Genomic DNA, 24116 nt, shown 5'->3' on the forward strand with positions numbered 1-24116 from the left:
CATTATAAAAAATCAAACCATGGAGAATTTGTATGTTAATTAAAACGCTTTTTACTAAAGCCCTGTTTCTCGTCACAGTCACGGTGTTTGCGTCGTCCTCCTTCGCGCAGATTTCCAATGGACGTTACATCATCACTAACCAACTGAGCGGTAAAGCGTTGGACGTGACCAACAGCAGTCAAGATGATGGTGCCAACATTATTCAGTGGACGTACCTTGGCAATCCCAATCAGCAGTGGGACGTTACCAATCTCGGTAATGGGTACTATTCCATTCGTGCCGCGCACAGCGGTAAGTCAGTGGATGTCTTTGAATGGAACAGTAACGACGGTGCCGGGGCGCGTCAGTGGACCTGGTTGAACGGTGAGAATCAGCATTGGGCAATCGATAACGTCGGTAATAACACCTTTGCGATTACCTCCCGTTTTTCCGCCAAAGCGCTTGAGGTATTTGAGTTCAACACTGCCGATGGTGGCGATATCCGCCTCTGGACGTATTGGGGTGGTGCCAGCCAGCAATGGCGTTTCGATCCGGTCTCTACCGGTGGTGGCAATAATGGCAGTATTACCGGCGCTACCTGTAACTCAACGGGAAGTACTTCGGTTTCATCCACCATCCGCGTGACGAGCGGTACTTATGATGGTGGTTGCCGGACGTTCAACCCCACATCTGCCTTGGGCGATGGCGGTCAAAGCGAAAGCCAGCAACCCGCGTTCCGCGTCGAGAACGGTGCGACTTTGCGCAATGTGATCATCGGCAATAACGGTGTTGATGGTATTCACGTTTACAGCGGCGGGACACTGGATAACATTCGTTGGACCAACGTTGGTGAAGATGCGATGACCATCAAATCGTCCGGCACAGTAAATGTGCGCAATATCTCCGGCTACAATGGGGAAGATAAATTTTTTCAAGTCAATGCAGCATCGACCTTGAACGTATCCAATTGTGTCGTTGATAACATGGGTAAATTTTTGCGGCAGAATGGCGGGACAACATTCAGAGCGATTGTGAATGTTGATCGTTGCCAGATTTCCAATATGAATGAAGGAATCTTCCGTAGCGACAGCCCAAACAGTGAAGCCAGAATTACCAACAGCCGCTTGAGAAATGCCGGATCAATTTGTATCGGTAACTGGGCTAGTTGTACATCCTCGGGCATTACTAACTACTGATAAGAGTTAATCGACCCGCTGCCATTAGTCCTGAACCGCGCAATAAAAAACCCCGACTAAACAGCCGGGGTTTTTTATTGCGCGACATTTTTTACACGTTTTTGTGTCGTTATTTTTCCACAAACGCCCGCTCAATCACGTAATCACCGGCTTCACCGATACGTGGAGAAATATTAAAGCCGCGTGCGTTTAACAGCGCGCAGGTGTCTTCCAGCATCGCAGGGCTGCCACACAACATCGCGCGATCGGTTTCCGGGTTGAGCGGTGGCAAACCGATATCGTCAAACAATTTTCCGCTTTCAATCAAGTCGGTCAAGCGCCCCTGATTGCGAAAAGGTTCGCGAGTAACGGTGGGATAATAAATTAATTTCTCGCGCACATCTTCGCCGAGGTATTCATGCTCCGGCAATTCTTTGGTGATGAAATCCGCATAAGCCAGTTCGCTGACCGTGCGTACGCCGTGCACCAGAATAATTTTTTCGTATTGCTCATAGGCTTCTGGATCGCGAATTAAACTGAGAAAAGGTGCGAGCCCGGTACCGGTGCTTAAAAAATACAAATGCTTGCCGGGTTTTAAATCCGTCAGCAGCAGTGAGCCGGTGGGTTTGCGGCCGACCAGTAGATCGTCACCCACTTTCAGATGTTGTAAGCGCGAGGTCAGGGGGCCGTTGGGGACTTTAATACTGAAAAACTCCAGGTGCTCGTCGTAGGTGGCGCTGGCGATACTGTAGGCGCGCAATAGTGGACGCCCGTCGACGTGTAAACCGATCATCACAAATTGGCCGCTTTCAAAACGCAGGGAGTCGCTGCGTGTGGTGGTGAAGCTGAACAGTGATTCATTCCAGTGGTGAACGCTTAACACTTTTTCCGGTTCAACGGCTGCCATTGTGTGGGGGTTCCTTTGGGTCTATGTGGTGTGAATAAGGTTGGTGTCGGATTATGCCTTTGGCTAATCCGACCTACGGTTAATTAGTGGAGCAGGGATTTTTCCAGTTCGGTGACGGAGTCGAACAGGTCGGCTACCAAACCGTAATCGGCCCATTGGAAAATCTGCGCGTCCGGGTCGTGGTTGATGGCAACAATCACGCGGCTATCTTTAATACCTGCGATATGTTGGGTTGCGCCGGATACACCGACGGCAATATACAAATCCGGTGCAACAACTGTTCCCGTTTGCCCGACCTGATATTCATTGGGTGCAATACCGGCATCTACCGCCGCGCGGGTAGCGCCGATCGCGGCATTCAGTTTGGTGGCGAGGGGCGATAACAGTTGCTGGAATTTTTCAGCGCTACCCAATGAACGGCCGCCACTGACAACAACGCGAGCAGTGCTCAATTCGGGGCGTTCACTCTTTTGAATAGCGCTGCTGACCCAGCGCGCCAGGGTTGTTGCTTCTGTTGCTGCCAGGGGGGCAATCGCTGCCAGGTTTTCACCTTCGATTGCCGGTTCAAATGCTGTTGCGCGGATAGTGAAGATTTTAATGGCAGCATCGTTACGCACCGTCGCGTTTAAATGTCCGGCATAAATCGGGCGCACATAGGTGTTGCTGTCAATAATGGCGGTGACTTCTGACACCATATCGACATCCAACAGCGCTGCCACACGCGGCAACAGATTTTTACCGAAGCTGGTAGCCGCACCGATGATCGCCTGGTATTCGCTAGCGATGCTCACAATTAACGGTGCGAAGTTTTCAGCCAGCAGGTTTGCATAGCGTGCGTCATCGGCAACGCGAACGCGTCTGACACCGTTGAGCCGCGCAATTTGTTCGGCAATCACACCAATATTTTCGCCGGCAACCAACACATCAATGGCATCACCCAATACCGCAGCGGCGGTAATGGCTGAGCGTGTAGATGCACGCAAACTCTGTTGATCATGTTCAGCGATGATTAACGTACTCATAATGAAATCCTCGCGTCGTGACGCAATTTATCGATCAGTTCCTGCACGTTGGCAACCTTGACACCGGGTGAGCGTGCCGGCGGTTCTTCCACTTTCACTAACTGCAATTGACTGCTGGTGTCCACACCTAGGTCTGCAATGGCCAGTGTTTCCAACGGCTTTTTCTTCGCTTGCATCAGGTTGGGTAATTTCAAATAGCGCGGTTCGTTAAGGCGCAAGTCGGCGGTGACGACCGCAGGCAGGGCCAATTCAACAGTTTCCTGGCCACCGTCGACTTCGCGGGTGACCACTGCTTGGTTGTCGTTGAGGGTAATTTTTGACGCGAAGGTGCCTTGGCCGACATTCCACAAAGCCGCCAGCATCTGACCGGTTTCAGCGGCATCTGCATCAATCGCCTGTTTGCCGAGCAGGAACAGATCCGGCTGCTCGCGTTTGGCAATGGCCAGCAGGAGCTTTGCTGTCGCGCGGGATGACAGCTCCGCGTCGCCGTCAATCAAAATAGCGCGGTCCGCACCCATGGCCAGGGCGTGACGCAGTACATCGTGATGCTGGGCATTGCCGATGGTGACGGCCACAATCTCGCTGACCAGCCCGGCTTCTTTCAATCGCACCGCTTCTTCAACCGCATGTTCATCAAATGGATTGATACTCATCTTGAGGGTCGCGGTGTCCACATCGGAACCGTCCGCCTTGGGGCGAACGCGGATGTTGTGATCCACGACGCGCTTGATACTGACTACCACCTTCATGGGTTGAATCCTCTTTGTATTGAGACGCTGCTACGCACAAGTGCGGCTAGTTTGTGACCATTGTAGGGGTAAAATGTTTATCTGTTAAGTTGATTATATTTATATAGTTAGTCAATAATGTTGATATGAAATACTCACTACGCCAATTGGAAGTCTTTGTTGCCATCGGTCGCCAGGAGAGCGTCTCCCGGGCGGCGGAGGCTTTGTCTTTGTCCCAATCTGCCACCAGCATGGCCCTGTCCGAGCTGGAAAAGCAGTTTGACACGCGCTTATTTGATCGCCACGGTAAGCGTTTGCAGCTCAATGAGCGGGGGCGGCAGATATTGCCCCAGGCCATAGAATTGCTGGATCGGGCGGAGCAGTTGGAATCCATGCTGGCCGGCGGTAGTGGCCTTGGGTCGTTACGTATCGGGGCTACGCTGACGGTGGGTAATTATTTGGCAACGATGCTGATTGGCGAATATATGCATCGCCATCCCGGCACGCGCGTCAAACTTGAAGTGCACAATACCGCCATGGTGGTGGAGCAAGTCGCTCACTTGAAGCTCGACTTTGGTTTAATTGAAGGCGACAGTCAGCATCCCGATCTGGAAATTACGCCCTGGGTGGATGACGAACTGGTGATCTTTGCCGCACCGGACCACCCGCTGGCGGGGCGAAACCAGGTGACGCTGGATGATGTCACCAGAGAGGCCTGGATCTTGCGCGAAGCCGGTTCCGGTACCCGGCAGGTCTTTGATGCGGCGTTTCGTCATGTGCTGAATAAACTGGATATTCGGCTGGAATTGGAACACACCGAAGCGATCAAACGGGCGGTGGAGGCGGGTATGGGCATCGGCTGTATCTCGCGTCTGGCATTAAAAGATGCGTTTCGGCGCGGCAGTTTAATACCGCTTAATATTCCCGGCCTGGACCTGAAACGCCAATTTAATTTTGTGCTGCATCGCCAGAAATTTCGCACGGCGGGTATCGAAGCCTTTTTGGATTTATGCCGCGAAGTTGCCCGCGGTGCAGCGCGCAGCGATGAAATTGTAATGAAGCGGCCCGATGGCCAGCCGATGGAATATCGTTAATGTTCTGGGTTAATTATTAAAAAGGAAACATTCATGCAACGTGACAGCATGCAGTATGACGTGGTTATCGTGGGTGCAGGTCCTTCCGGATTAGCGGCGGCCATCCGCCTGAAGCAGCAGGCCGCTGCACAACAGCGGGAGGTCAGTGTGTGTGTGTTGGAAAAAGCCTCAGCGGTGGGCATGCATATTCTTTCCGGCGCCGTGATTGATCCTGTTGCCTTGAATGAATTAATACCCGATTGGCAGGCGCAGGGCGCGCCGGTTTATGCGCCGGTAACAAGCGATAATTTTTTTGTCCTCGATGAAAAAAAATCCCACGCTATTCCGCATGTGTTATTGCCGCCCTTGATGCACAACAAAAATACGTACATCGTCAGTCTCGGCAAGGTATGCCAGTGGTTAGGCGAACAGGCCGAAGTACTGGGCGTAGAAATTTATCCCGGTTTTGCTGCAGCGGAAGTCTTGTACGACGAACAGGGTGCCGTGAAAGGTGTTGCGACCGGCGATATGGGCATTGCCAAAGATGGCCAGCATAAACCGGAATACACACCGGGTATGGAATTGCATGCGCGTTACACGTTATTTGCCGAGGGCGCGCGCGGTTCACTGACGCGGGAACTGGAAACACGTTTTAATCTGCGCGCTGACGCACAGCATCAACATTATGGTTTGGGTTTTAAGGAAATCTGGCAAATTGCACCAGAGAAATACCGCGCGGGTTCGGTGATCCATACGCTGGGCTGGCCGCTGGACAAAGACACTGGCGGCGGTGGTTTTATCTATCACCAGGCGGAGAATCAGGTGGCTGTCGGTTTCGTGGTGCATTTGAATTACCGCAATCCGTACCTTTCACCCTTCGATGAATTCCAGCGTTTTAAAACCCATCCGCTGGTGCGCGATCTGTTAAGCGGTGGCGAACGTATTGCCTATGGCGCGCGCGCGATTTCCGAGGGCGGTATTCAATCGCTGCCGAAACTGGTGTTCCCCGGTGGTGCCTTGATCGGTTGTGCGGCGGGCATGGTTAACGTGCCGCGCATCAAAGGTTCACACAACGCCATGAAGTCCGGCATGCTCGCCGCCGATGCGGCGCTGGCGGCGATCACGAGTGATCGTGCGCAAGATGAGCTGGTGCAATACGCCGAGGATTTCAAAACCTCTTGGGCTTATAAAGATCTGGATAAAGTCCGCAATGTAAAACCGGCGCTGAGTAAATTCGGCACCTGGGGGGGTATGTTGTACGCCGGTATTGATATGTGGCTGGCCAGTCTGGGTTTGCGTTTGCCCTGGACCTTGCGCCATAAAAATCCCGACAATGACAGTTTGCAGACGGTTCAGGTGGCGCAACCGATTCATTATGACAAGCCGGACGGACAACTGACCTTTGATCGTCTGTCTTCCATTGCACTATCCAACATCAGTCACGAAGACAACCAACCCAATCACCTCACGTTAAAAGATGACACTATTCCTGTGGCTTACAATCTGCCCACATTTGATGCACCGGAGCAGCGCTATTGTCCGGCGGGTGTCTATGAAATTCTGCCCGGCGATGCGGGGCCGCGTTTGCAGATCAACGCGCAAAACTGTATCCATTGCAAAACCTGCGACATCAAAGACCCCAAGCAGAATATTGTGTGGAAGACGCCGGAGGGAGGTAGCGGCCCGGCGTATATTGGCATGTGATGTCAGTTGACTCAGGGATAGAGAGGAATAGAATTTCGGACATTCGTCTTACCAGTGAACGCCAATGGCCTGGATCTGTTATGTCTAACTCCACATCACTTTTCAATGATGTTCCGCTTGGTTTACAGCGCCGCGAAATCAGTGCGTCGGTGGTGGGTTGGGGCGGTTACATGGTGGCGCTTAGTTGTTATTGCACCCTCTATCAAGCCTTGCTGATGCCCACGCCGCCGGACTTTGTCGGTTCACTGGTCTGGGCGGTGCGTGAGTGGATTGTGTGGTTGTTGATTACGCCGCTGGTGTTCAAATCCTTGCGTCGCAATATCAATGGCAGCCTGTTTAGTTACTTGCGGGTCGGGTTCATCATCCTTGTGGCAACGGTGTCCTTTCGTGTCAGTGTTGATGTGATTACTGACACGCGCAGTGTCGCCGCGAGTGTGATGGTCTTTGTGCCGCGTTATATTGCGGCGGTGGCGGTGGTGTTATCGCTGTGGCATATCTATCTATTGAAATCGCTGACGCCGCCAGTTTCCAGACCATCGGCGCCTGCACTTCTCGCACCATCGGTTGTTGATAAGCCAGAGAACAAGGCGTCTTACCCGTCCGTCATCCTGGTCAGCAAAGGCAGCGACCAATGCCTGTTACAAATTAATAAACTCGAATGTGTCGTGGCCGCGCGCAATTATGTGGAGTTATTTGCGGATGGCGACCAACCTTATTTGCTGCGCATGACCATGAGTGATGTGCAGGCGCTGTTACCGCCCGCCGATTTTGTCCGCATCCACCGCTCGCATATCGTCAACATCCACGCCATCGAACGCATCAAACGTCAATCGTCCGGCAACGATCTGGTCCGTTTACGTAGCGGGCGGGAGTTGAACATCGGGCGTAAATTCAAGGAAGCCCTGGATCAGTTCGATGTGATTAATTAGTTCGTCCCTCCATCCCGTCAATTGTCCCAAGCCAGTGGCGACGGGGCTCTGCTCACCGTTGTAATAGCGACACTTCTGTTCCTGCCGGAGGTGTTACGCATGTCAGATAACGAAAATGAATCCGTGTCCTTGAGTCGCCGAGGCTTCTTTCGCGCCTCTTTTCGCGCGTCTGCCGGGGGCGCTGCCCTGATGGCAGGGCAGGGAGCCCTGGCCGACGCGCCGGATCAACCTAAGCCGCTGGATGCCCGCGCGCTTGTGCCCATCACCCTTCAGGTTAACCAACGTACCCATGAGGTGAAGGTCGATGTCCGCACCAGCCTGCTGGATACCCTGCGCGAACACTTGCAGCTGACCGGCACCAAGAAAGGCTGTGACCACGGCCAGTGTGGCGCCTGTACGGTGATGATCAATGGCCGGACGGTGGCCTCCTGTCTGACGCTGGCGGTGACTGCCCAAGGGCAGAATATCCGTACCATCGAAGGACTGGCGCCGAGCGATACTGAGCTTCACCCCCTGCAAGCGGCGTTTATCAAACACGATGCCTTCCAGTGCGGCTACTGCACCTCGGGCCAGATTATGGCCGGATTGCAGTGCATTGAGAGCGGCCTGGCCACATCACCTGAATCCATCCGCGAAGCCATGAGTGGCAACCTGTGCCGTTGCGCGGCTTATCCCAATATTGTGGCCGCCATTGCAGATGCCGCCAACGTGATGGAGGGCTGAGGATGCAACCTTTCCATCACTTTCGGATAAACACGGTAGATGAAGCGGTACAACTGGCCAGCCAGGCACATCAGCGCGGTCAGGCGGTTCGTTACCTCGCCGGCGGTACCACCCTGGTGGATCTGATGCGTCTGGAGGTTATCAACCCGCTGGTGGTTATTGACCTCGGTAATCTGCTGGACAGTCATACAGCGTCCGCGCGCGTGCATGACGGTCGCTTGAGCTTGAGCGCCTTTGCATCCATGGCTGAAGTAGAGCGGGACCCAGTGGTGCGTCGTCAGGCACCGGTCATCGCAGAGTCACTGGCGCAGGCGGCCAGCCAGCAGATTCGCAATATGGCGTCGCTGGGCGGTAATCTCTTGCAGGAAACCCGCTGTCCCTACTATCGCGATACTGCCTGGGAAGCCTGCAACCGGCGCAACCCCGGTTCCGGGTGTGCAGCGCTGAACGGCGCGAACCGACAACATGCATTGTTGGGCGGGAATAACACCTGCGTGGCAACTTATCCCGGCGATCTGGCGCAAGCCCTGATTGCGCTGGATGCCCGGCTGACGATTCACGGGCCGGCGGGGCAGCGCCAGCTTGCTGTGGCTGACTTGTATGGTCTTGATCCCTATCCGGGTAAACCGCAATTGCAACCGGCTGAGCTGATCAGCGCTATTCATATTCCTGTCGGTGCCCATGCGCGCCGTTCCTGCTATGTGAAGGTGCGCGACCGCAGCAGTTTTGCCTTTGCCCTTGCCTCGGCGGCGGTCGCGCTGAGGCTGGATCGTGCCCGTGTAGGTGAGGTGCATATCGCCCTGGGCGGTGTGGCCAGTATGCCTTGGCGGGCGAGCCAGGCTGAGCAATTCCTGATCGGCAAACGCCTTGATGAGGCAACCGCCGAAGCCGCCAGCCGTGTGGCTTTTGCCGAAAGCCGCCCATTATCCGACAACGGTTTCAAGGTGGAGTTGGGTGTGCAGACCCTAACGCGCGCCTTGTTGCAAGCCCAAGCCATGGAGGTCTAGCCATGTCCGCTGAATCAGCCAAACCACTTATTGGCGAGCCCTTGCCGCGTGTCGACGGGCGCCTGAAGGTCACCGGTAAAGCGCCTTATGCGGAAGATCTGCCGGTGAAAAACCTGGCCTATGGGCATCTGGTCACCAGCCGTATTGCTCGTGGACGCATCACGAAGATGGATATCAACGCCGCCAAGGCGTTGCCGGGCGTCTTGGCCGTCTACACCTGGCAGGATGTGAAAGGCAAATTTAAACCGACCACGTCTTCGGGGAAAGGCGGCTATGGCCCCTCGGCTTTTTTCCCGATGCAAAGTGATCAGATTATCTATGCCGGGCAGATCATCGGTTTTGTGGTGGCAAACACAGCTGAAATCGCGCGGGAAGCAGCACGCCGGGTTGCCGTCGAGTATGCCACCGAACCTGCTGCTGCCAGCTTTGATTCGCCCCGGGGTCGTACGTTGACGGTTGAAGAGGCTGGTGGCGGTAACAGTCATCTCACCAAAGGCGACGTGACTGCCGCCCTGCGCACGGCGGCGCAGGTGGTCGAGGCGGATTACGAAACCTCGGGCCAGGTCCACGCGGCAATGGAACTGTATTCCTCCACCTGCTATTGGGAGGACGGCAAGCTGTTCTTCCACGAGCCGAGCCAGTGGGTGGGTGTCAAGCAATATGGGCTGGCAGAGCAGTTCGGCCTGAACCCTGAGGACGTCATCATTCGCAGTCCCTATGTGGGTGGGGGTTTTGGCGGCAAAGGCGCGTTAACACCGCGTATGGCCCTGGCTGCCCTGGCCGCCAAAGAATTAAAACGTCCGATTCGCTCTACCGATACCCGCAGTCAGGGGTTTATTACTATCGGTCATCGCGCGGAGACACGGCACCGCCTCGTGCTTGCCGCCAGTGAAGACGGAGCCTTGAGCGCCTACCGCCACGAAAGTTGGGAAACCACCGCGCGTCATGATCTGGTTTCCATGAATGGCAGCCATAACACTGCGCGACTCTACAACTGCCCCAATATTGAAACCCGTTTGAACGTCACTGAGGTGGATCGCACAACGCCTGCTGCCATGCGCTCACCACCGGAAGTGCCCTTTGTTTTTCCCATCGAGTGCGCCATGGACGAACTGGCGTACAAACTGGGGATGGACCCGGTCGAGCTGCGGCTGCGCAACGAGCCGAGCGTGGACCCGGTAAATGGCAATCCGTTTACCAGCCGTTCGCTGACGGAATGCTACCGTCAGGCAGCGGAGCAGTTTGGCTGGCGCAAACGTGATCCGCGTCCGGGACGGATGCGCGAGGGGGATTGGCAGTTGGGGTGGGGGTGTGCGTCGACGTTGTATCCCACTTACTTTGGGCCGGGAACCGCGCGGGTGAGCGTCAGCCAGCACGGCAAGGTACTGGTCAGCGTCGCCAGCCACGATATGGGCACCGGGACTTACACCGTGTTAGCGCAGATCGCAGCGGAGGCACTGGCGGTACCGGTATCAGCGGTGACAGTGGAACTGGGCGATAGCCGCTTTCCGCCTGCGCCTTGTTCGGGTGGCTCCATGACTACCGGCGTAATCGGCTCGGCCATCACCACGGCCTGTGCCGCCATTCGCCGCAAACTCGGCGACCAGCCGGGTAATATTCTGGAGTTATTGGCAGCGGACGGGCGGGGCTCCATTGAGGAGTTGGGTCAGTGGTTGCCGCCGGGTGCCAAGCAGGAAGCCATGACGGCGTTATATCAGGGGCGGCTACAGGCTGGCGGCGGTGCCTGGATGGAAGGACGTACGGCTTACGCCTTCGGTGCGCATTTTGTGGAAGTCGCCGTCCACCGGCTGACCCGTGAGATTCGCATGCGCCGCAGCGTGAGCGCCTTTGCTGCCGGCCGGATCATCAACGAACGTACTGCCCGCAGCCAATTGATGGGTGGTGTGATCTGGGGTATCAGCTCGGCCTTACACGAGAAGCTGGAACTGGACCCGCACCACGCCCGCTACGTGAATGACAACCTTGGGGAATACCTGATCTCCGCCAATGCGGATATCGGCAGGGTGGACATCATCCTGGTGCCGGAAGTGGACGACACCCTCGGACCAATCGGCGTGAAGGGCGTAGGCGAATTGGGCAATGTCGGGATGGACGCGGCCGTGGCCAATGCCGTGTTCCATGCAACCGGCAAGCGCATCCGCCGCTTGCCGATTCGTATTGATGATTTGATTTAAACCGCTGCGGTTAAACGTTATTTGGACGCTTGGTTGGGGAAGATGCCTGGTGCGTTGACCCCAACATTTTTTTAAGAATACGTAGATCGCATTAGCCGCGCAGCGGCGTAATCCGACACCCTCTAGACCGATTAATATCCCATCACTCACCCCAACTCCGCTAAGATTCGCCCCCACATTTTTAAATCCCACGGGAACCCTCATGAATATCCAACGCATAAACCCAACCTCACGCTGGTCCGACGCGACGATTTACAACGGCCTGATCCATTTTGTCGAAGTCCCCGAAGACACCGCCGTGGATATGGCCGCGCAGGTCCGGCAAATTTTTGCGCAGGCCGAAGCCACCCTGGCGCAATGCCAGAGCGATAAATCCCGCTTGATCTCCGCCACCATCTACATCACCGATATCGCCGACGTGCCCGTACTGAATCGCGAATGGGAAGCCTGGTTGCCCGCCGGCTGCGCGCCTTCGCGCGCGTGTTTGAAAGTGGAATTATTAAACCCGGCGATGCGGGTTGAAATCGCCTTTGTCGCCGCCGAAATGAGGGTGTTATAAAGCAAAGCCCCCATCGATATTCCAGCTGGCACCCGTGACAAAGGCGGATTCGTCGCTGGCCAAATACGCGGCAAGGCCGGCGATCTCCTCGGCTGAGCCATAACGTGGGACAGCCATAAGCCCGCGCAATGTTTCCGCAAAATCCGAGTCTGCCGGATTCATGTCGGTATTCACCGGACCGGGTTGGATGTTGTTAACCGTAATGCCCCGCGCACCCACCTCACGCGCCAGACCGCGCGTGAAGGTCGCAATAGCTGCTTTGCTCATGGCGTAGATGGCCATACCTGGAAAAGGCACCACCTCAGCGTTGATGCTGCCAATATTAATAATACGACCTCCGGCTTTCAGATGGCGCAAGGCCTCCTGGGTGGCAACGTAAACACCCTTCACATTCACCGCGATTAACCGATCAAAGTCGGCTTCCTGGAATTCCTCGACCGGCACCATCGTGGCAACACCAGCGTTATTGATCAGAATATCCAATCCACCTTCCTGCTCGACGACACTGGCGACAGCGCGCCGGATATCGGCAGGGTTCGCACTGTCGGCTTGTATGGCTATGGCATGACCACCTGCCGCCTTGATGCTCCCTACAACCTCAGTTGCTTTGTCAGGGTTGGTGGACCAGGTAATCGCCACCTTGGCGCCCTCCCGAGCCAAACGTTTGGCAATAGCGGCACCGATGCCCCGTGATCCGCCCGTAACCAGGGCTACTTTTCCACTCAGTTTCATGATGTTTGCTCCGTAAAGATGGGCCAGCCACCCATGGGTGTCGTGGACCCGGTTTCAGTAACAACGTGTGGAGCCAGTGTGAGGATTTTATTGCTTTACAAGTAGCAGGTAATTAGGGAAAACTTTTTCAACCAAAAGTTAAAGGTGAATGAAGTGGAAAGCTTGGCGAGAATTGAATCCTTTGTCAGAAGCGCGGAGACCGGCAGCTTTTCAGCGGCAGCCAGGCTGCTGGGTTTAACCCCGGCAGGGGTGAGCAAAAACGTGGCCATGCTGGAGCGCGCGTTAGGCGTGCGGTTATTCCATCGCAGTACCCGCAGACTGACGTTGACCGAGGCCGGGGAAAGTTTTTTGCTGGAGGTCAGTGACGGCCTGAATAGTGTCCAGGCGGCGGTGGCTAACGCGAGTCGGCAGCGCGACAAACCGGCAGGTGTATTACGGGTGAGCCTCGCCTTCGCGTTTGGTCAGCAGTACATACTGCCTTTGCTAGCCCGTTTTATGGAGCAGTATCCGGATATCCAACCGGACTGGCGTTTTGAAAATCGTCAGGTGGATTTAATTAACGAAGGGCTGGATGCAGCGATTGGCGGCGGTATTGATCTGGCTCCCGGCGTTGTGGCCCGCGAGTTGGCAAGAGCGCAATTAGTGACGGTAGCCGCACCTTGCTTTCTGGCAAATAAAACCCATCCTGTCGTACCTCAGGATTTGTTTGGGTGGGACGGCATCATGCGCCGCTCCTCCAATACCGGTCGAATTCAACCCTGGCATTTGCAGACGATTACTGGCGAACTGGTGGTGGTAGAGCCCCGACCACGGGTGATCCTCAATGATCCGGAAGCGATCTGCCAGGCAGCCGCGTCGGGCTTGGGCGTAGGACTGGTACCACACTCCCACGCGTTGCCGTATCTTCAGCAAGGCCAACTGATACGGTTACTACCGCAGTGGTGTTATGACGCAGGCCCTGTATCCATTTACTTTGCCAGTGCAAAGATGTTACCCGCCAAGACGCGCGTATTTGTTGATTTTATTGTGGCGCATTTCCGACAGGAAAAACTCGCACAAAAGTTTTCTGCCTGGTAACGAATAGTCAAGCCATCCGCACGGCGGCACAATAAAATCTGAATCCGTGGAGTCCGTCGCTACGCTGCTGCAAACCTTGGTCTAGAATCAATGCAGTTCGGTTTCTGTCCTTATATCCCAAAAGGTTGGCATGATGAAAAAACAAAACAAATGGGTATCAATCCTGGGCGCGATCTTGTGCCTATGGGCCACGCAAGCGGCGGCGCTTGGCCTGGGCGAATTGAAGTTACAATCAACACTCAACGAACCGTTTAAAGCAGAGGTCGCATTAACCAATCTGGGCAGTATCAGCGCGGAAGAAATTCTGGTGAGTTTTGCTTCTGTTGAGGAGTTTACACAACGCAAACTGGAACACTTTTTCTTTTACAGCGACTTCAAATTCACGGTAGATTTAAACCGGCGAGTGGTAATAATCACCTCACCACGCCCCATCACTGAACCTTACCTCGAATTTATTCTTGAAGCCCGCTGGCCTACCGGTCGCTTGCAGCGGGAATATACAGTTTTACTGGATATGCCAACGCGGTTAGCAGAGTAAAAAACTGACCCACCCCACTCGACGCGGCGCGCAATCCGAGTTTGGCGTTAGGCCTGTTGTTTCGAAACCCTCAAGTCAGGGACGACTTGAGGGAGCTACAAGGATGTATTCATGCGTTTTCGAAACAACAGGCCTAATGACAAACGTACTACGAAGTGCTCCCGTGACGTACGCTGCCGATCACTCCCCCTTCATATGCTTCAACAATTTAGCCTTAAGCGCCGGCGGAATATTTTTAATCGTTAATACATCCTGCTTTGCATCGTACACAATCTCCTTGCCCAAACACTCCGACGCAAAACTCATGCTCAACGAATCATTACGGCCACTGATACGCACATAGTTGCGAATCTGGCTGCTATCCGGAATAAATTCCGCTTTTTTCTCCGGTTGCTTTTCCTGCACAAAACGCGAGAAATGTTCCGGCTCATGGGTTTTGATTTCGCTGGCAAGTGTTTGCGATAAATCCGCAATCACCACCGCCTTGCCGGCTTTGTTTTGCTCCAGACAATAATCCACCACTTTTGTGCGTGTCACCCGCGCGGCCTGTTCGTCCATCTCCTGTGCGTAGTCGTCGACAATTTGCAGGAATTGCGCGGTATCGTTTTTGATGTCGTATTTATCGCTAAAGCCAACGAGGTTGGCGAAAGCATCGGACAATTCTTTTTCGCCGCGCGAACGCAGTAAGGATAAATAGGTGGCTGAATGGCCGGCGTCCCAATCAGACAGGTCAATCTTGGCGGCTAGCGCAAAACCCTGGGTGTCGAGATAGCGGGAGTCATCCAGCGCGAGTTCGGCATCCAGATAAGAGCCGTGCAGATGCTCCGCCATAAACACGTGCAAAAATTCGCCCGCTTCAATTTTTTCTTCAACAAAGAAGAGGTAGGCATCAATCAGGCATTCGGTTTTTTCCAATTCCAGTTTGAAATGTTGGGCTGCTTTGTGGGTAAAGCTGGCAAAACCCAAACGCTCTGCGCGATATTCCTTGAGCCAGGCAGAAAACGGAAACTCGCTCGTTTCGCCGGAAAAGCGACCGTAGCTTTTGCCGCTTTTGCGAATAAAGTTGGACTTTAATTCGTAAACCAGATCTTCCAGTTTGCCGTTTGCAGCAAACGCGTCTGGCCGTAAGTGAAGGTCTACGCCGGTCGTGGGTGAGTGGCGCAGTATGTGATGGGAAATGATGGATGTAAGTGCCATAAGCTCGACCGCAAAAAGCGCGCATTATAGCGAGAAGCGGGTGCCTTAAGACAGTCTGAAATGGCCACGGAAGTCGTGAAGCAAGCCATCTTTAGCAAAGATGGCTTGCCCGGGCGGATCAATGATGCCCGGTTGCCGCTCCGCCGCGCCCGTCAGGTAGGGCGATGCGCACATTTTGCATCATGCCCTGATCTTCGTGATCCAGGATATGGCAGTGCAAGACGAAATCACCGATATAGCGCTGGTAATGGGTGCGCACGATCACCTGGTAGCTTTTGCCCGCCGCGTTCTTGACCCACACCGTATCCTTGAAGGTGCCTTTCATGCCGCGATATTGCGGGTCCGGGGCACCGCTGGTATCGAAGTCGTCCACTGCGTCCGGGCCGCTCACATCCTTGCCGTTGGGATCGAGCACGGCGATGACCTGAAACGGATTAACGTGAATGTGATACGGATGACTGCCGGATTTTGAGGTGAGCGTCCATTCATCAATATTGCCGAGAATCAAGGTGCGATTGATGACGCCTGGCTCATAAATTTCATCGTCGATTAAAAAATCTGTCGAGGTCATATTGAAAAACAATGTCTGTTTGTTGGGCGTGGGCGGCAGGTCTTCGTGGGGAACAAATGTTGTTAGCCGGTTGTTTCTCAACTCATCAGCCACCTGTTTGGCGACTTCTGGTGCGTAATGTTCTTTTGCCGCTTCGATGAGAGCTACCTGCAATTGCTTCTGGATGGAATCATCACTTTCCTTGCCGTCTGCAACATGAACAACGCCTAAGAGTTTGCGCGAAGACGGTGTTTGATCGACATTGGCAGAGGCTGCTGCCGCTGCATCAATCACACAATATTTTCCTGCGTCGGGAAACAACATTAATGTATCCCAACGATAACCGGGTTGAAACACCAACGAATCTGTTGCGCGAATTGTGGCAGTCGTAAGCCCGTCGGCGGCGACAATACTTTGTGGTACCAATTCGCCGGTGCAGTTTTGTTTGATGAAGTCATCATGCTGCTCCACGGTAAATTTTTTCGGGATATCGACATCGCTTTTCATACGACGGAATTGCAAATTAATGCTGTCGCGCACACCACCGTGAATCATTCGCCAACGTTCAATTTGGCCAGCTTTTGCGTCGTAGAATCCGGGTTGGATTTCACCGTTGATGCTAGTGTAACGGCCGGATTGCCCCCAGGCTTTACCGCTGAAATTTGCATAGCTTTCCACGACACCGACATCGTCCGGGTCGCAGCGATACGTGCCGTCTGCATTTTTTTTCACAACGGGATTGTCTCCTTTGGTGTAACAGGCATATTGAATTTGCTGGAACAACAGCACGCGTTCCTTGAACGACTGCTTTGGCGTCGGTTGGAGCAGCGTATCAATATCGCCTTTGGAGGTTGTTGTCGGTACACGTTTGCCATCAATGATCAACGCGCCGGCCATACCGCTGCCGACTTGCAACGCGGTTGAGCCGTGGCGATGGGGGTGATACCAGAAAGTACCGGCGGGATGATCCAAAGGAATATTGTATTCATACTGAAAATCCACACCGGGGTTGATGGAGATCAGCACGTTATCGCTGTTGCCAGCGGGATTGATCCACAAACCGTGCGTGTGCATATTGGTGCCGTTAAAACAGTGCGGTTTATTAACCGGTTGCTCGTGGTCGTAACAGGACGGATCGCCAGGCAATTGGTTAGACAGCGTAGCGCGGATCGTATCGCCAGGTGCAACTCTGATGGTCGGTGCAACAAACGGTGCGTCAGGATTGACAAGGGTTCCCTGATAGCTACGCAGTCTTACCCGATCATCCCGACCGGTTGCCGGATTCCACAGGCTACTTTCGGTATAGGTAACCCGCCAGGTGAGATAGGCTTCCTGTGGCCCGGTGGGTTGGGCCATTGCGACAGATTTCTTCAATTTTGCTAAAGGTTTTACGGCTTCCAGACCGCTGCGCTGAATCTCCAGTAACGGTGGGTTTTCAACGCCATCGTCACGCACAGATTTTGCGGCGGCCCAGGGAATGAGAGTGATCAGGGAAAGTGTTAACACGGAGGAGCGAAGTAAATGGTAGGGTGACATGGTTATCTCCTTATTGTGGATAAGCCCTGGCACATACCTCAATTTCAGCCAAGTACCCCGATGCTATAGAATGCAACGCCCACCGAGCATTACAGCGCATTACATATTCACGTAAGTTTTGTGCGGTGGTTGGAGGTGAGGCCATTGAAATTATTTTTATTTGGATGAAAATGGAATAACTTTTTTGCAAACGTGACGATTATGTTATTTGCTGACTTGCCTCCCGAACTTCACGAACCGGTTGCCTGCCTGATAGAGGCGGCCATTGAGTACAATGTGCCCGCGAATATTTTATTGGCCATTGCAGAAAAGGAAGGCGGCAAGCCGGGGCAGTGGGTGAGAAATACCAACGGCACCTATGATGTCGGCCCCATGCAGTTCAACAGTGCTTACCTGAAGGAATTAATGTCTCACGGCGTGTTTGAAAGTGATGTGGCGGCCTACGGTTGTTACCCCTACCAACTGGCGGCCTGGCGTATTCGCGATCACATCTACAACGATCAGGGTGATTTGTGGACGCGCGCGGCCAATTATCATTCGCGCACGCCGGCAGTGAATGCGGTTTATCGCGCGGACCTGATGACCAAAGCGGAGCGCTGGAGTGAGTGGGTGGAGCAACACTACATCACCTACGAAGTGAATCTGGACGGCTTGGCCGCCTCTATGCAGTTTATCCTCAAACCGATAACGCTCGCGCCGGAAACATCCGCCGTAAAAACGCTCGAATCAAAAACGCCGCCGGAAGCCAAAAGCGATACCGCAGCGGATACCGACAAACCGGTCATTACACCCGCAGCACGCGCAAACGACGCACAGTAAGTATTCCTCAATTGAGATTGTCCCCGGCGGTAGCATCAGGCATGCTTGTTGCTAATTTTTTCGCACGCTTTTTCTGATGAATGCATTATGAGTCTCAAACATATTGAGCAGTTGCTCAAACCCCGCTCCATTGCCGTTATCGGCGCATCCAACCAGCCGACCCGCACGGGTAATGTGGTGATGCGTAATTTATTGCAGGGTCAATTTGACGGCCCGATCATGCCGGTAACGCCGCATCATAAAGCAGTGAACGGTGTGCTGGCGTATCGCTCGATAGATGAATTACCGGAAGCCCCGGACCTCGCCATTATTTGCACGCGCGCAACGCGGGTGCCGGCAATTATTCTGCAACTGGGGCGCAAAGGGACGCGCAGCGCAATTGTGATTGCGGCTGGACTGGACACGCTTTACACCGCCCAAGGCACCAACTTGCAAGAACAAATGTTGGAGATTGGCAGACAATCCGGTGTGCGTATTCTGGGGCCGAATTGTTTGGGCATTATCGTGCCCGGCCTCGGACTGAATGCGAGTTGCGCGCACACAACGGCTCAGCCGGGCAAGATTGCTTTTGTGTCGCAATCCTCGGCGGTGTGTTCCACCTTGCTCGATTGGGCGCATCGTCGGCGCATCGGTTTTTCCCATTTTATTGCGACCGGCGACGCGGCAGATGTGGGCTTCGATGAGATCATTGACTACCTCGGTCGCGATCCCAAGACCCAGGCCATCTTGTTGTATATCGATGCAATTCAGGATGGTCGTGCTTTTATGTCGGCGGCGCGGGCAGCCTCATTCAACAAACCGATTCTGGTGATCAAGGCCGGGACCAATGCGGAGATCATGGCAGCGACTTCGCGTCTCGGTGCAGAAAAAATTGGTGAAGATGCAGTCTACAGTGCGGCGTTCCGTCGTGCGGGTATGTTGCGCGTCGGTGACTTGCGCGAATTGATGGCAGCGGTAGAAACCCTGGCCTATGGCAAACCTATCACCGGCGAACAGTTGGTGGTGCTGTCTAACGGTAACGGTCCCAGCATTATGGCGATTGATGCACTTCTGCAACGCGGCGGTCGTCTTGCTGCGCTGGAACCGGACATCGTCAGTCAATTGCAACACATCATTCACAGCGGTGGCCGCGCTATCAATCCGATCAATATGTTGGGTGACGCACTGCCGGCGTTATACGGTGACGTCATCAATATTTTGTTGCAAAGTCAGGCGATTGATAACCTGCTTATCCTGCATGCGCCCTCCGGTTTGAGTTCACCGACGGCCTATGCAGAAGCAGTCATCAAAGCTTACCAACAACACAAAGGACGCAAGCCCAATCTGTTGGTGAACTGGATGGGGGAGGACGCCGCCGTGGAAGCTCGCCAGCGATTTGCTGAAGCGGGAATAGCTTCTTTTCGCACGCCGGAAGGTGTCGCCGGTGCGTTTATGCACATGGTGGAATATCGGCGTAACCAAAAATTATTGTCGGAAACGCCAGACTCGGTCAGCGATGAAATTCCCCATCATCCTGAGCGTGCCAATAACATTATTACCCAGGCTCTGGATGATGCGCGGCTGCATCTGAACGGCGAGGAATCCGCCGAATTATTGCAAGCCTATGGCATTGCGACGATTCCCACCAAGGCGGCGAGCACACCGGCAGAAGCTGCTGATCAGGCTGAGTTGTTGGGCTTTCCCGTTGCCTTGAAAATCGTGTTGCCGGATATTCCGTTGAAGTCGGACATCGGCGGTGTGGTATTGAATTTAAATACCCGCGCCGAAGTGGAAGAGGCTGCTGTTGCGAGCCTTAATCGGGTCAGTGATCTTTATCCTGAGGCAAAACTGAGCGGATTTACTCTGCAAACCATGGCGCGCCGTACCGGTGCGCATTTGCTGCGCATTCAGGTACAAACTGATCCGGTATTCGGGCCGGTTATTTTATTGGGTGAAGCCAGTTCGGTCTGGGATATCCATACCAACGCAGTTGTGGCCTTACCGCCACTGAATATGGCGCTGGCCCGGTACCTGGTGATTCAGGCGCTGGCCGAGGGCAAGATTCGTGAGCGGCAATTGTATTCGCCGCTTAATCGTCAGGCGTTATGTATTCTGTTGACCAAGATCAGCCAGATTATTATTGACCACGAACATGTGGTGGGCTTGACGATCAATCCCGCGTTGGCAGTGGCCGATGAAATTATTGTGCTGGATGTGAATGTCGATATCGCACCCGCAACCCGACAACGTCGCCTGGCTATTCGCCCTTATCCCAAAGAATTGGAAGAACATTTTACCCTGCGCGATGGCCGCGAAGTTTTTATACGGCCGATCCGTCCGGAAGATGAAGTTATGCACCAAGCGTTCGACCAGGCGCTAACCCGTGAGGATCGCTACAAACGTTATTTTGGTGAGCTGCCGCAATTTTCCCATGAACAGATGGCGCGCTTCACTCAAATTGATTACGCGCGCGAGATGGCCTTTGTTGCGATTGCCGAAAACGCAACGGGCGATGCCGAAATTCTGGGTGTGGTTAACGCGCAACAGGACCCGGATAATTTTGAGGCAGAGTTTGCGGTGACCGTGCGCAGCGATATCAAACAATCCGGTTTGGGGCATCGTCTGATGCAAAAAACGGTGGATTACTGTCGAGGGCAGGGCACGCAGTATCTAGCCGGTATGACAATGTTGGAAAATGCGAGTATGGCGAATCTGGCACGCAAGCTTGGCTTTACCGTCAAATATAAGCGTGAAGACGGACTGATTGATATGCGCATGAAACTTCAGGACTAACGTTGTGTGATCACGAAAGTTTCGCCATGGCCTTGATATGCATCATGGCGCAGCGACCCAGCGCCGGTAAATCGTAGCCTCCTTCCAGCAATGACACCATGCCTCGGCATTGTTGGGTAACGTCGGGGTTGTTCTTGCTGTTGTCGACGAGCTGACGCAGTTGTTGGGTAATCCACACGTAATCCTGTTCCACCAACCGGATCGATGACATGTCGTCATCAAGGTGCCCATCGAAGCCAGCGGAGATCAATAGCAGCTGCGGTTGGAACCTGGTGAGTGCCGGCAGACAGTGTTCAGTCAGCGCAGCGCGAAATCCTTCGCTGCGACAGGTCGCCGGTAAAGGAATATTGATAATGTGATCCGGCACATTGTCGATGGGGGTCAGTGGGTAAAACGGGTGTTGGAAACTGGAGCAAAACAGCACGCGCGGCTCATGGCGAAAAATTTCCTGGGTCCCGTTGCCGTGGTGTACATCGAAATCCACGATCGCAATCCGTTCAAGATGGTGCGCTGCCAGTGCGTGTGCTGCTGCAATCGCGACATTATTAAAAATACAAAAGCCCATGGCTTTTGCGGATTCAGCATGATGCCCCGCCGGGCGCACATTACAAAACACCGCATCTGTTTCACCCCGCATCACCATATCCACACCCAGAATACCCGCGCCGGCCGCATGGCGAGCAGCGGTCAGCGTGCCGGGCGATAAATAAATATCGTCGGCAAAGCGCAGGATACCTTCGTCAGGTTGTGCTTGAGCCAGGCGTTGTAAATAGTCGTGTGTGTGAACGCGCAACAATTGTTCGTCGGTAGCCGCGGGCGATTCTCGATGGTAAATCAGGCTATCGATGCCGCTGGCGAGGAGTTGATTGTTGATAGCGTCCAGACGTTCCGGGCACTCTGGGTGCCCCTCAGGCATCAGATGCAGGTGGCAGGCAGGATGAGTAATCAAGGTAGCAATCATGGCGGCGGTATCCGGACTCGTCACTGGGTCGGGTGCGCATAATAACACTGAAATTGCTGGCGTATTTCGTCCGGACTTCAGTTGATTGATTTCGAATGGTGCGCTTGAGCGAAACGACGTATTACAGTGCCGATGGGTGATACGTGGCGTTGATGTCTATGGGTGCGTTAAACAACATACAAAAAATCAGCGGGTGATGGACAAAAAATGAATGATGGTTTGGGAATCAGGTAATGGTGATCAGTACAGCAGAAAAACTTACACGATGTTTTCAAATGTCGTATTGAAGCGTGAGGCTGCAAAAGGCATGGCGGCCTGTTCAAACCAATAGCGTTTGATCACACCGATCACATCCATCAGGCCATCAAACGAAACCGGTTTGGTGAAATAAGAGTTAGCGCCTTGGGAATAACTCAAATCAATATCGTGTTGCGCGTTGGATGTAGTGAAAATTAACACAGGAATGTGTTTGTAAACATCACTTGTTTTGATACTCTTGAGCGCCTTACGCCCATCGAGGCGAGGCATATTCAGATCCAGCAAAATAATTGTCGGCTGGGGTTTGATGATAGATAACGTCTCCATCAATTCTTGACCATCACTAACAAATATCGTGTTTTCCATGGATATCTTATGTTCTTGTAAAACGTCTTTTACAAGGACTTGGTCGTCCAAATCGTCATCTGCAATGATCAGTAGAGGAGTAGCGATGGTCTCAGTATTGCCGCTGCTGCTGATTGTCATATCTAAATTCCGGCAGGTGAGTTAACCAGACACTTAAAATGCCCAGACGCTAAAGATGTTTGGCCATTGTATCGGGCTCGCAATAAGAATGCTAATAAAAAAGGTTGCGCCATTAGTATATTAATATCTAGAATGGTGAAAAGTATGAGTGATTCGAGATTGGTTGTACTGCGTGACTTGTTAAGCCTTTCCCAGCAGGAATTTGCTTCGCGTATCGGGATAACGCAGGGCGCCTTGTCACAGTTGGAATCACAGAAATCCAAACTCTCACTGGACAGCTTGTTGAAGATTAATCGCGTTTTTGGCGTTGATTGCAATTGGTTGGTGACCGGTGAGGGAGAAATTTTTTACCAGTCAAGTGAGAGCGAGCCGCAATCTATGGATAACGGTTATCAAATAAGTCGTGAAGGATACATTCCGTTAATTCGTGGGGAGGCTCATGCAGGATATATAGAAAATTATCTGGATGAAAAATATCTGGATACGTTGGAAGTTTATAAAATTCCCGGTTACGAAACGGGTGGTTATCGCTTGTTTGAAGTAGAGGGCGATAGCATGATCCCTTCTATTTATCCCGGTGAAATTGTTGTGTGTGAGCGGTTGCCGGATACCCTGTCAATTGAGAATGGTGCACTGTGCATTGTGGTCGCAGAAGAAGGCATTGTTGCGAAGCGCACTTATGTCTATGAAGAAGATCGCAACATGCTGATCCTCAAGAGCGACAATACCGATTACAAAACCTATTCCATTCCCATGGACAGTGTGCGTGAAGTCTGGCGGGTGCGCGCCAAGATCACCAACGTCTTCGTCCAGCCGCAAGTTGTGGATTCCTCCAAACTCAGGGAACTGGAAGCAGATATCATGACGCTGAAAGCAGAGATGAGCCGCTTGTCAGCCGAAAAACCCTCACCATCGACAACAGAGTGAGGGGATTGATTTTCTTCCGGGCCGCCTCGCTTGTTTTGGCATTTGCCCAGGTGCTCTATTCCAGGTGCTCTATTATAAGTTGCCTGGTTTTGCTTGTTTAAATCCCTTCTGCTACTCCTGCCTTCCCTGGCCCTTCGTGAGCCGCCCCTTGGGGTCGTGTGTCTGTATTTCCTATATATGATATTTTACGATTAATATGGATCATGGCGCATAATGATCGCTATAATCCCTCGGCTGGTCTGGCTGCGGATTCAGTGTTCTC

At 53.4% G+C, this 24116-nt stretch carries 21 protein-coding genes; 13 read left to right on the top strand and 8 right to left on the bottom strand.

The features are described 5' to 3' along the window. Positions 1–32: 32 nt before the first annotated feature. Positions 33–1175, top strand: coding sequence for an RICIN domain-containing protein (locus CBR65_RS00075; RefSeq protein ID WP_087464964.1), 1143 nt, complete (start codon positions 33–35; stop codon positions 1173–1175). Positions 1176–1284: 109 nt separating this feature from the next. On the opposite strand, the gene CBR65_RS00080 is transcribed toward CBR65_RS00075, so the two are convergent. The 3 genes from CBR65_RS00080 to CBR65_RS00090 all read right to left on the bottom strand — a co-directional run bounded on the left by CBR65_RS00080 (position 1285) and on the right by CBR65_RS00090 (position 3832). Continuing rightward, positions 1285–2061, bottom strand: a complete 777-nt coding sequence (locus CBR65_RS00080; protein ID WP_087464965.1) for a ferredoxin--NADP reductase — start codon at positions 2059–2061, stop codon at positions 1285–1287. A gap of 83 nt (positions 2062–2144) precedes the next feature. After that, a complete protein-coding gene (locus tag CBR65_RS00085; protein WP_087464966.1) occupies positions 2145–3083 on the bottom strand; it encodes an FAD-binding protein in 939 nt (312 codons plus the stop codon). Beyond that, positions 3080–3832 carry an electron transfer flavoprotein subunit beta/FixA family protein gene (locus CBR65_RS00090; RefSeq protein WP_087464967.1) on the bottom strand — a complete coding sequence of 251 codons (753 nt, stop codon included), beginning with the start codon at positions 3830–3832 and terminating at the stop codon, positions 3080–3082. Before CBR65_RS00090 ends, CBR65_RS00085 begins: the two co-directional genes overlap by 4 nt. A gap of 125 nt (positions 3833–3957) precedes the next feature. Here CBR65_RS00090 and CBR65_RS00095 point away from each other — a divergent pair, with 125 nt between their 5' ends. The 7 genes from CBR65_RS00095 to CBR65_RS00125 all read left to right on the top strand — a co-directional run bounded on the left by CBR65_RS00095 (position 3958) and on the right by CBR65_RS00125 (position 12001). Then, positions 3958–4905 (top strand): LysR family transcriptional regulator, encoded by a 948-nt coding sequence (locus tag CBR65_RS00095; protein WP_087464968.1) that lies wholly within the window; start codon positions 3958–3960, stop codon positions 4903–4905. Positions 4906–4938: 33 nt separating this feature from the next. Continuing rightward, entirely contained in the window at positions 4939–6588 is a 1650-nt protein-coding gene (locus CBR65_RS00100; RefSeq protein WP_087464969.1) for an electron transfer flavoprotein-ubiquinone oxidoreductase, read from the top strand. 80 nt (positions 6589–6668) lie between these two features. Further along, positions 6669–7517: a LytTR family DNA-binding domain-containing protein gene (locus CBR65_RS00105; protein WP_157671925.1), complete on the top strand. Its 849-nt coding sequence runs from the start codon at positions 6669–6671 to the stop codon at positions 7515–7517. A 99-nt stretch (positions 7518–7616) separates the two neighbouring features. After that, complete coding sequence (locus CBR65_RS00110; protein WP_087464971.1) at positions 7617–8240, top strand: (2Fe-2S)-binding protein; 624 nt, start codon at positions 7617–7619, stop codon at positions 8238–8240. A gap of 2 nt (positions 8241–8242) precedes the next feature. Continuing rightward, positions 8243–9247, top strand: a complete 1005-nt coding sequence (locus CBR65_RS00115; protein WP_087464972.1) for a xanthine dehydrogenase family protein subunit M — start codon at positions 8243–8245, stop codon at positions 9245–9247. A gap of 2 nt (positions 9248–9249) precedes the next feature. Further along, the gene (locus CBR65_RS00120; RefSeq protein WP_087464973.1) at positions 9250–11442 is read left to right on the top strand and encodes a xanthine dehydrogenase family protein molybdopterin-binding subunit; all 2193 of its coding nucleotides are present in this window, start codon (positions 9250–9252) and stop codon (positions 11440–11442) included. Between the two features lie 202 nt (positions 11443–11644). Further along, positions 11645–12001: a RidA family protein gene (locus CBR65_RS00125; RefSeq protein ID WP_087464974.1), complete on the top strand. Its 357-nt coding sequence runs from the start codon at positions 11645–11647 to the stop codon at positions 11999–12001. On the opposite strand, the gene CBR65_RS00130 is transcribed toward CBR65_RS00125, so the two are convergent. After that, complete coding sequence (locus CBR65_RS00130) at positions 11996–12733, bottom strand: 3-oxoacyl-ACP reductase family protein (RefSeq protein ID WP_087464975.1); 738 nt, start codon at positions 12731–12733, stop codon at positions 11996–11998. The genes CBR65_RS00125 and CBR65_RS00130 overlap by 6 nt on opposite strands. Positions 12734–12877: 144 nt before the next feature. Between CBR65_RS00130 and CBR65_RS00135 the strand changes: the two genes are divergently transcribed. After that, on the top strand, positions 12878–13810 hold the full coding sequence (locus CBR65_RS00135) for a LysR family transcriptional regulator (RefSeq protein WP_232461285.1): 933 nt from the start codon (positions 12878–12880) through the stop codon (positions 13808–13810). A gap of 130 nt (positions 13811–13940) precedes the next feature. Continuing rightward, positions 13941–14348, top strand: coding sequence for a FimV family protein (locus CBR65_RS00140; RefSeq protein ID WP_157671926.1), 408 nt, complete (start codon positions 13941–13943; stop codon positions 14346–14348). A 180-nt stretch (positions 14349–14528) separates the two neighbouring features. Here the strand turns inward: CBR65_RS00140 and CBR65_RS00145 are convergent, their stop codons facing one another. Next, positions 14529–15545, bottom strand: coding sequence for a nucleoid-associated protein (locus CBR65_RS00145; RefSeq protein WP_087464978.1), 1017 nt, complete (start codon positions 15543–15545; stop codon positions 14529–14531). A gap of 118 nt (positions 15546–15663) precedes the next feature. Then, a complete protein-coding gene (locus CBR65_RS00150) occupies positions 15664–17631 on the bottom strand; it encodes a multicopper oxidase family protein (RefSeq protein WP_087464979.1) in 1968 nt (655 codons plus the stop codon). Positions 17632–17832: 201 nt separating this feature from the next. Between CBR65_RS00150 and CBR65_RS00155 the strand changes: the two genes are divergently transcribed. Both CBR65_RS00155 and CBR65_RS00160 read left to right on the top strand, forming a co-directional pair. After that, on the top strand, positions 17833–18450 hold the full coding sequence (locus CBR65_RS00155) for a hypothetical protein (RefSeq protein WP_087464980.1): 618 nt from the start codon (positions 17833–17835) through the stop codon (positions 18448–18450). A gap of 87 nt (positions 18451–18537) precedes the next feature. Further along, a complete protein-coding gene (locus CBR65_RS00160) occupies positions 18538–21222 on the top strand; it encodes a bifunctional acetate--CoA ligase family protein/GNAT family N-acetyltransferase (RefSeq protein ID WP_087464981.1) in 2685 nt (894 codons plus the stop codon). A 10-nt stretch (positions 21223–21232) separates the two neighbouring features. Here CBR65_RS00160 and CBR65_RS00165 read toward each other — a convergent pair whose 3' ends face one another. Beyond that, a complete protein-coding gene (locus CBR65_RS00165; protein ID WP_087464982.1) occupies positions 21233–22183 on the bottom strand; it encodes a histone deacetylase family protein in 951 nt (316 codons plus the stop codon). Positions 22184–22441: 258 nt separating this feature from the next. Further along, the gene (locus tag CBR65_RS00170) at positions 22442–22927 is read right to left on the bottom strand and encodes a response regulator (RefSeq protein ID WP_087464983.1); all 486 of its coding nucleotides are present in this window, start codon (positions 22925–22927) and stop codon (positions 22442–22444) included. A 144-nt stretch (positions 22928–23071) separates the two neighbouring features. Here CBR65_RS00170 and CBR65_RS00175 point away from each other — a divergent pair, with 144 nt between their 5' ends. Further along, complete coding sequence (locus tag CBR65_RS00175; RefSeq protein ID WP_198300844.1) at positions 23072–23854, top strand: S24 family peptidase; 783 nt, start codon at positions 23072–23074, stop codon at positions 23852–23854. Positions 23855–24116: the final 262 nt, after the last annotated feature.

Source organism: Cellvibrio sp. PSBB006 (genome assembly GCF_002162135.1).
Taxonomy (GTDB): domain Bacteria; phylum Pseudomonadota; class Gammaproteobacteria; order Pseudomonadales; family Cellvibrionaceae; genus Cellvibrio.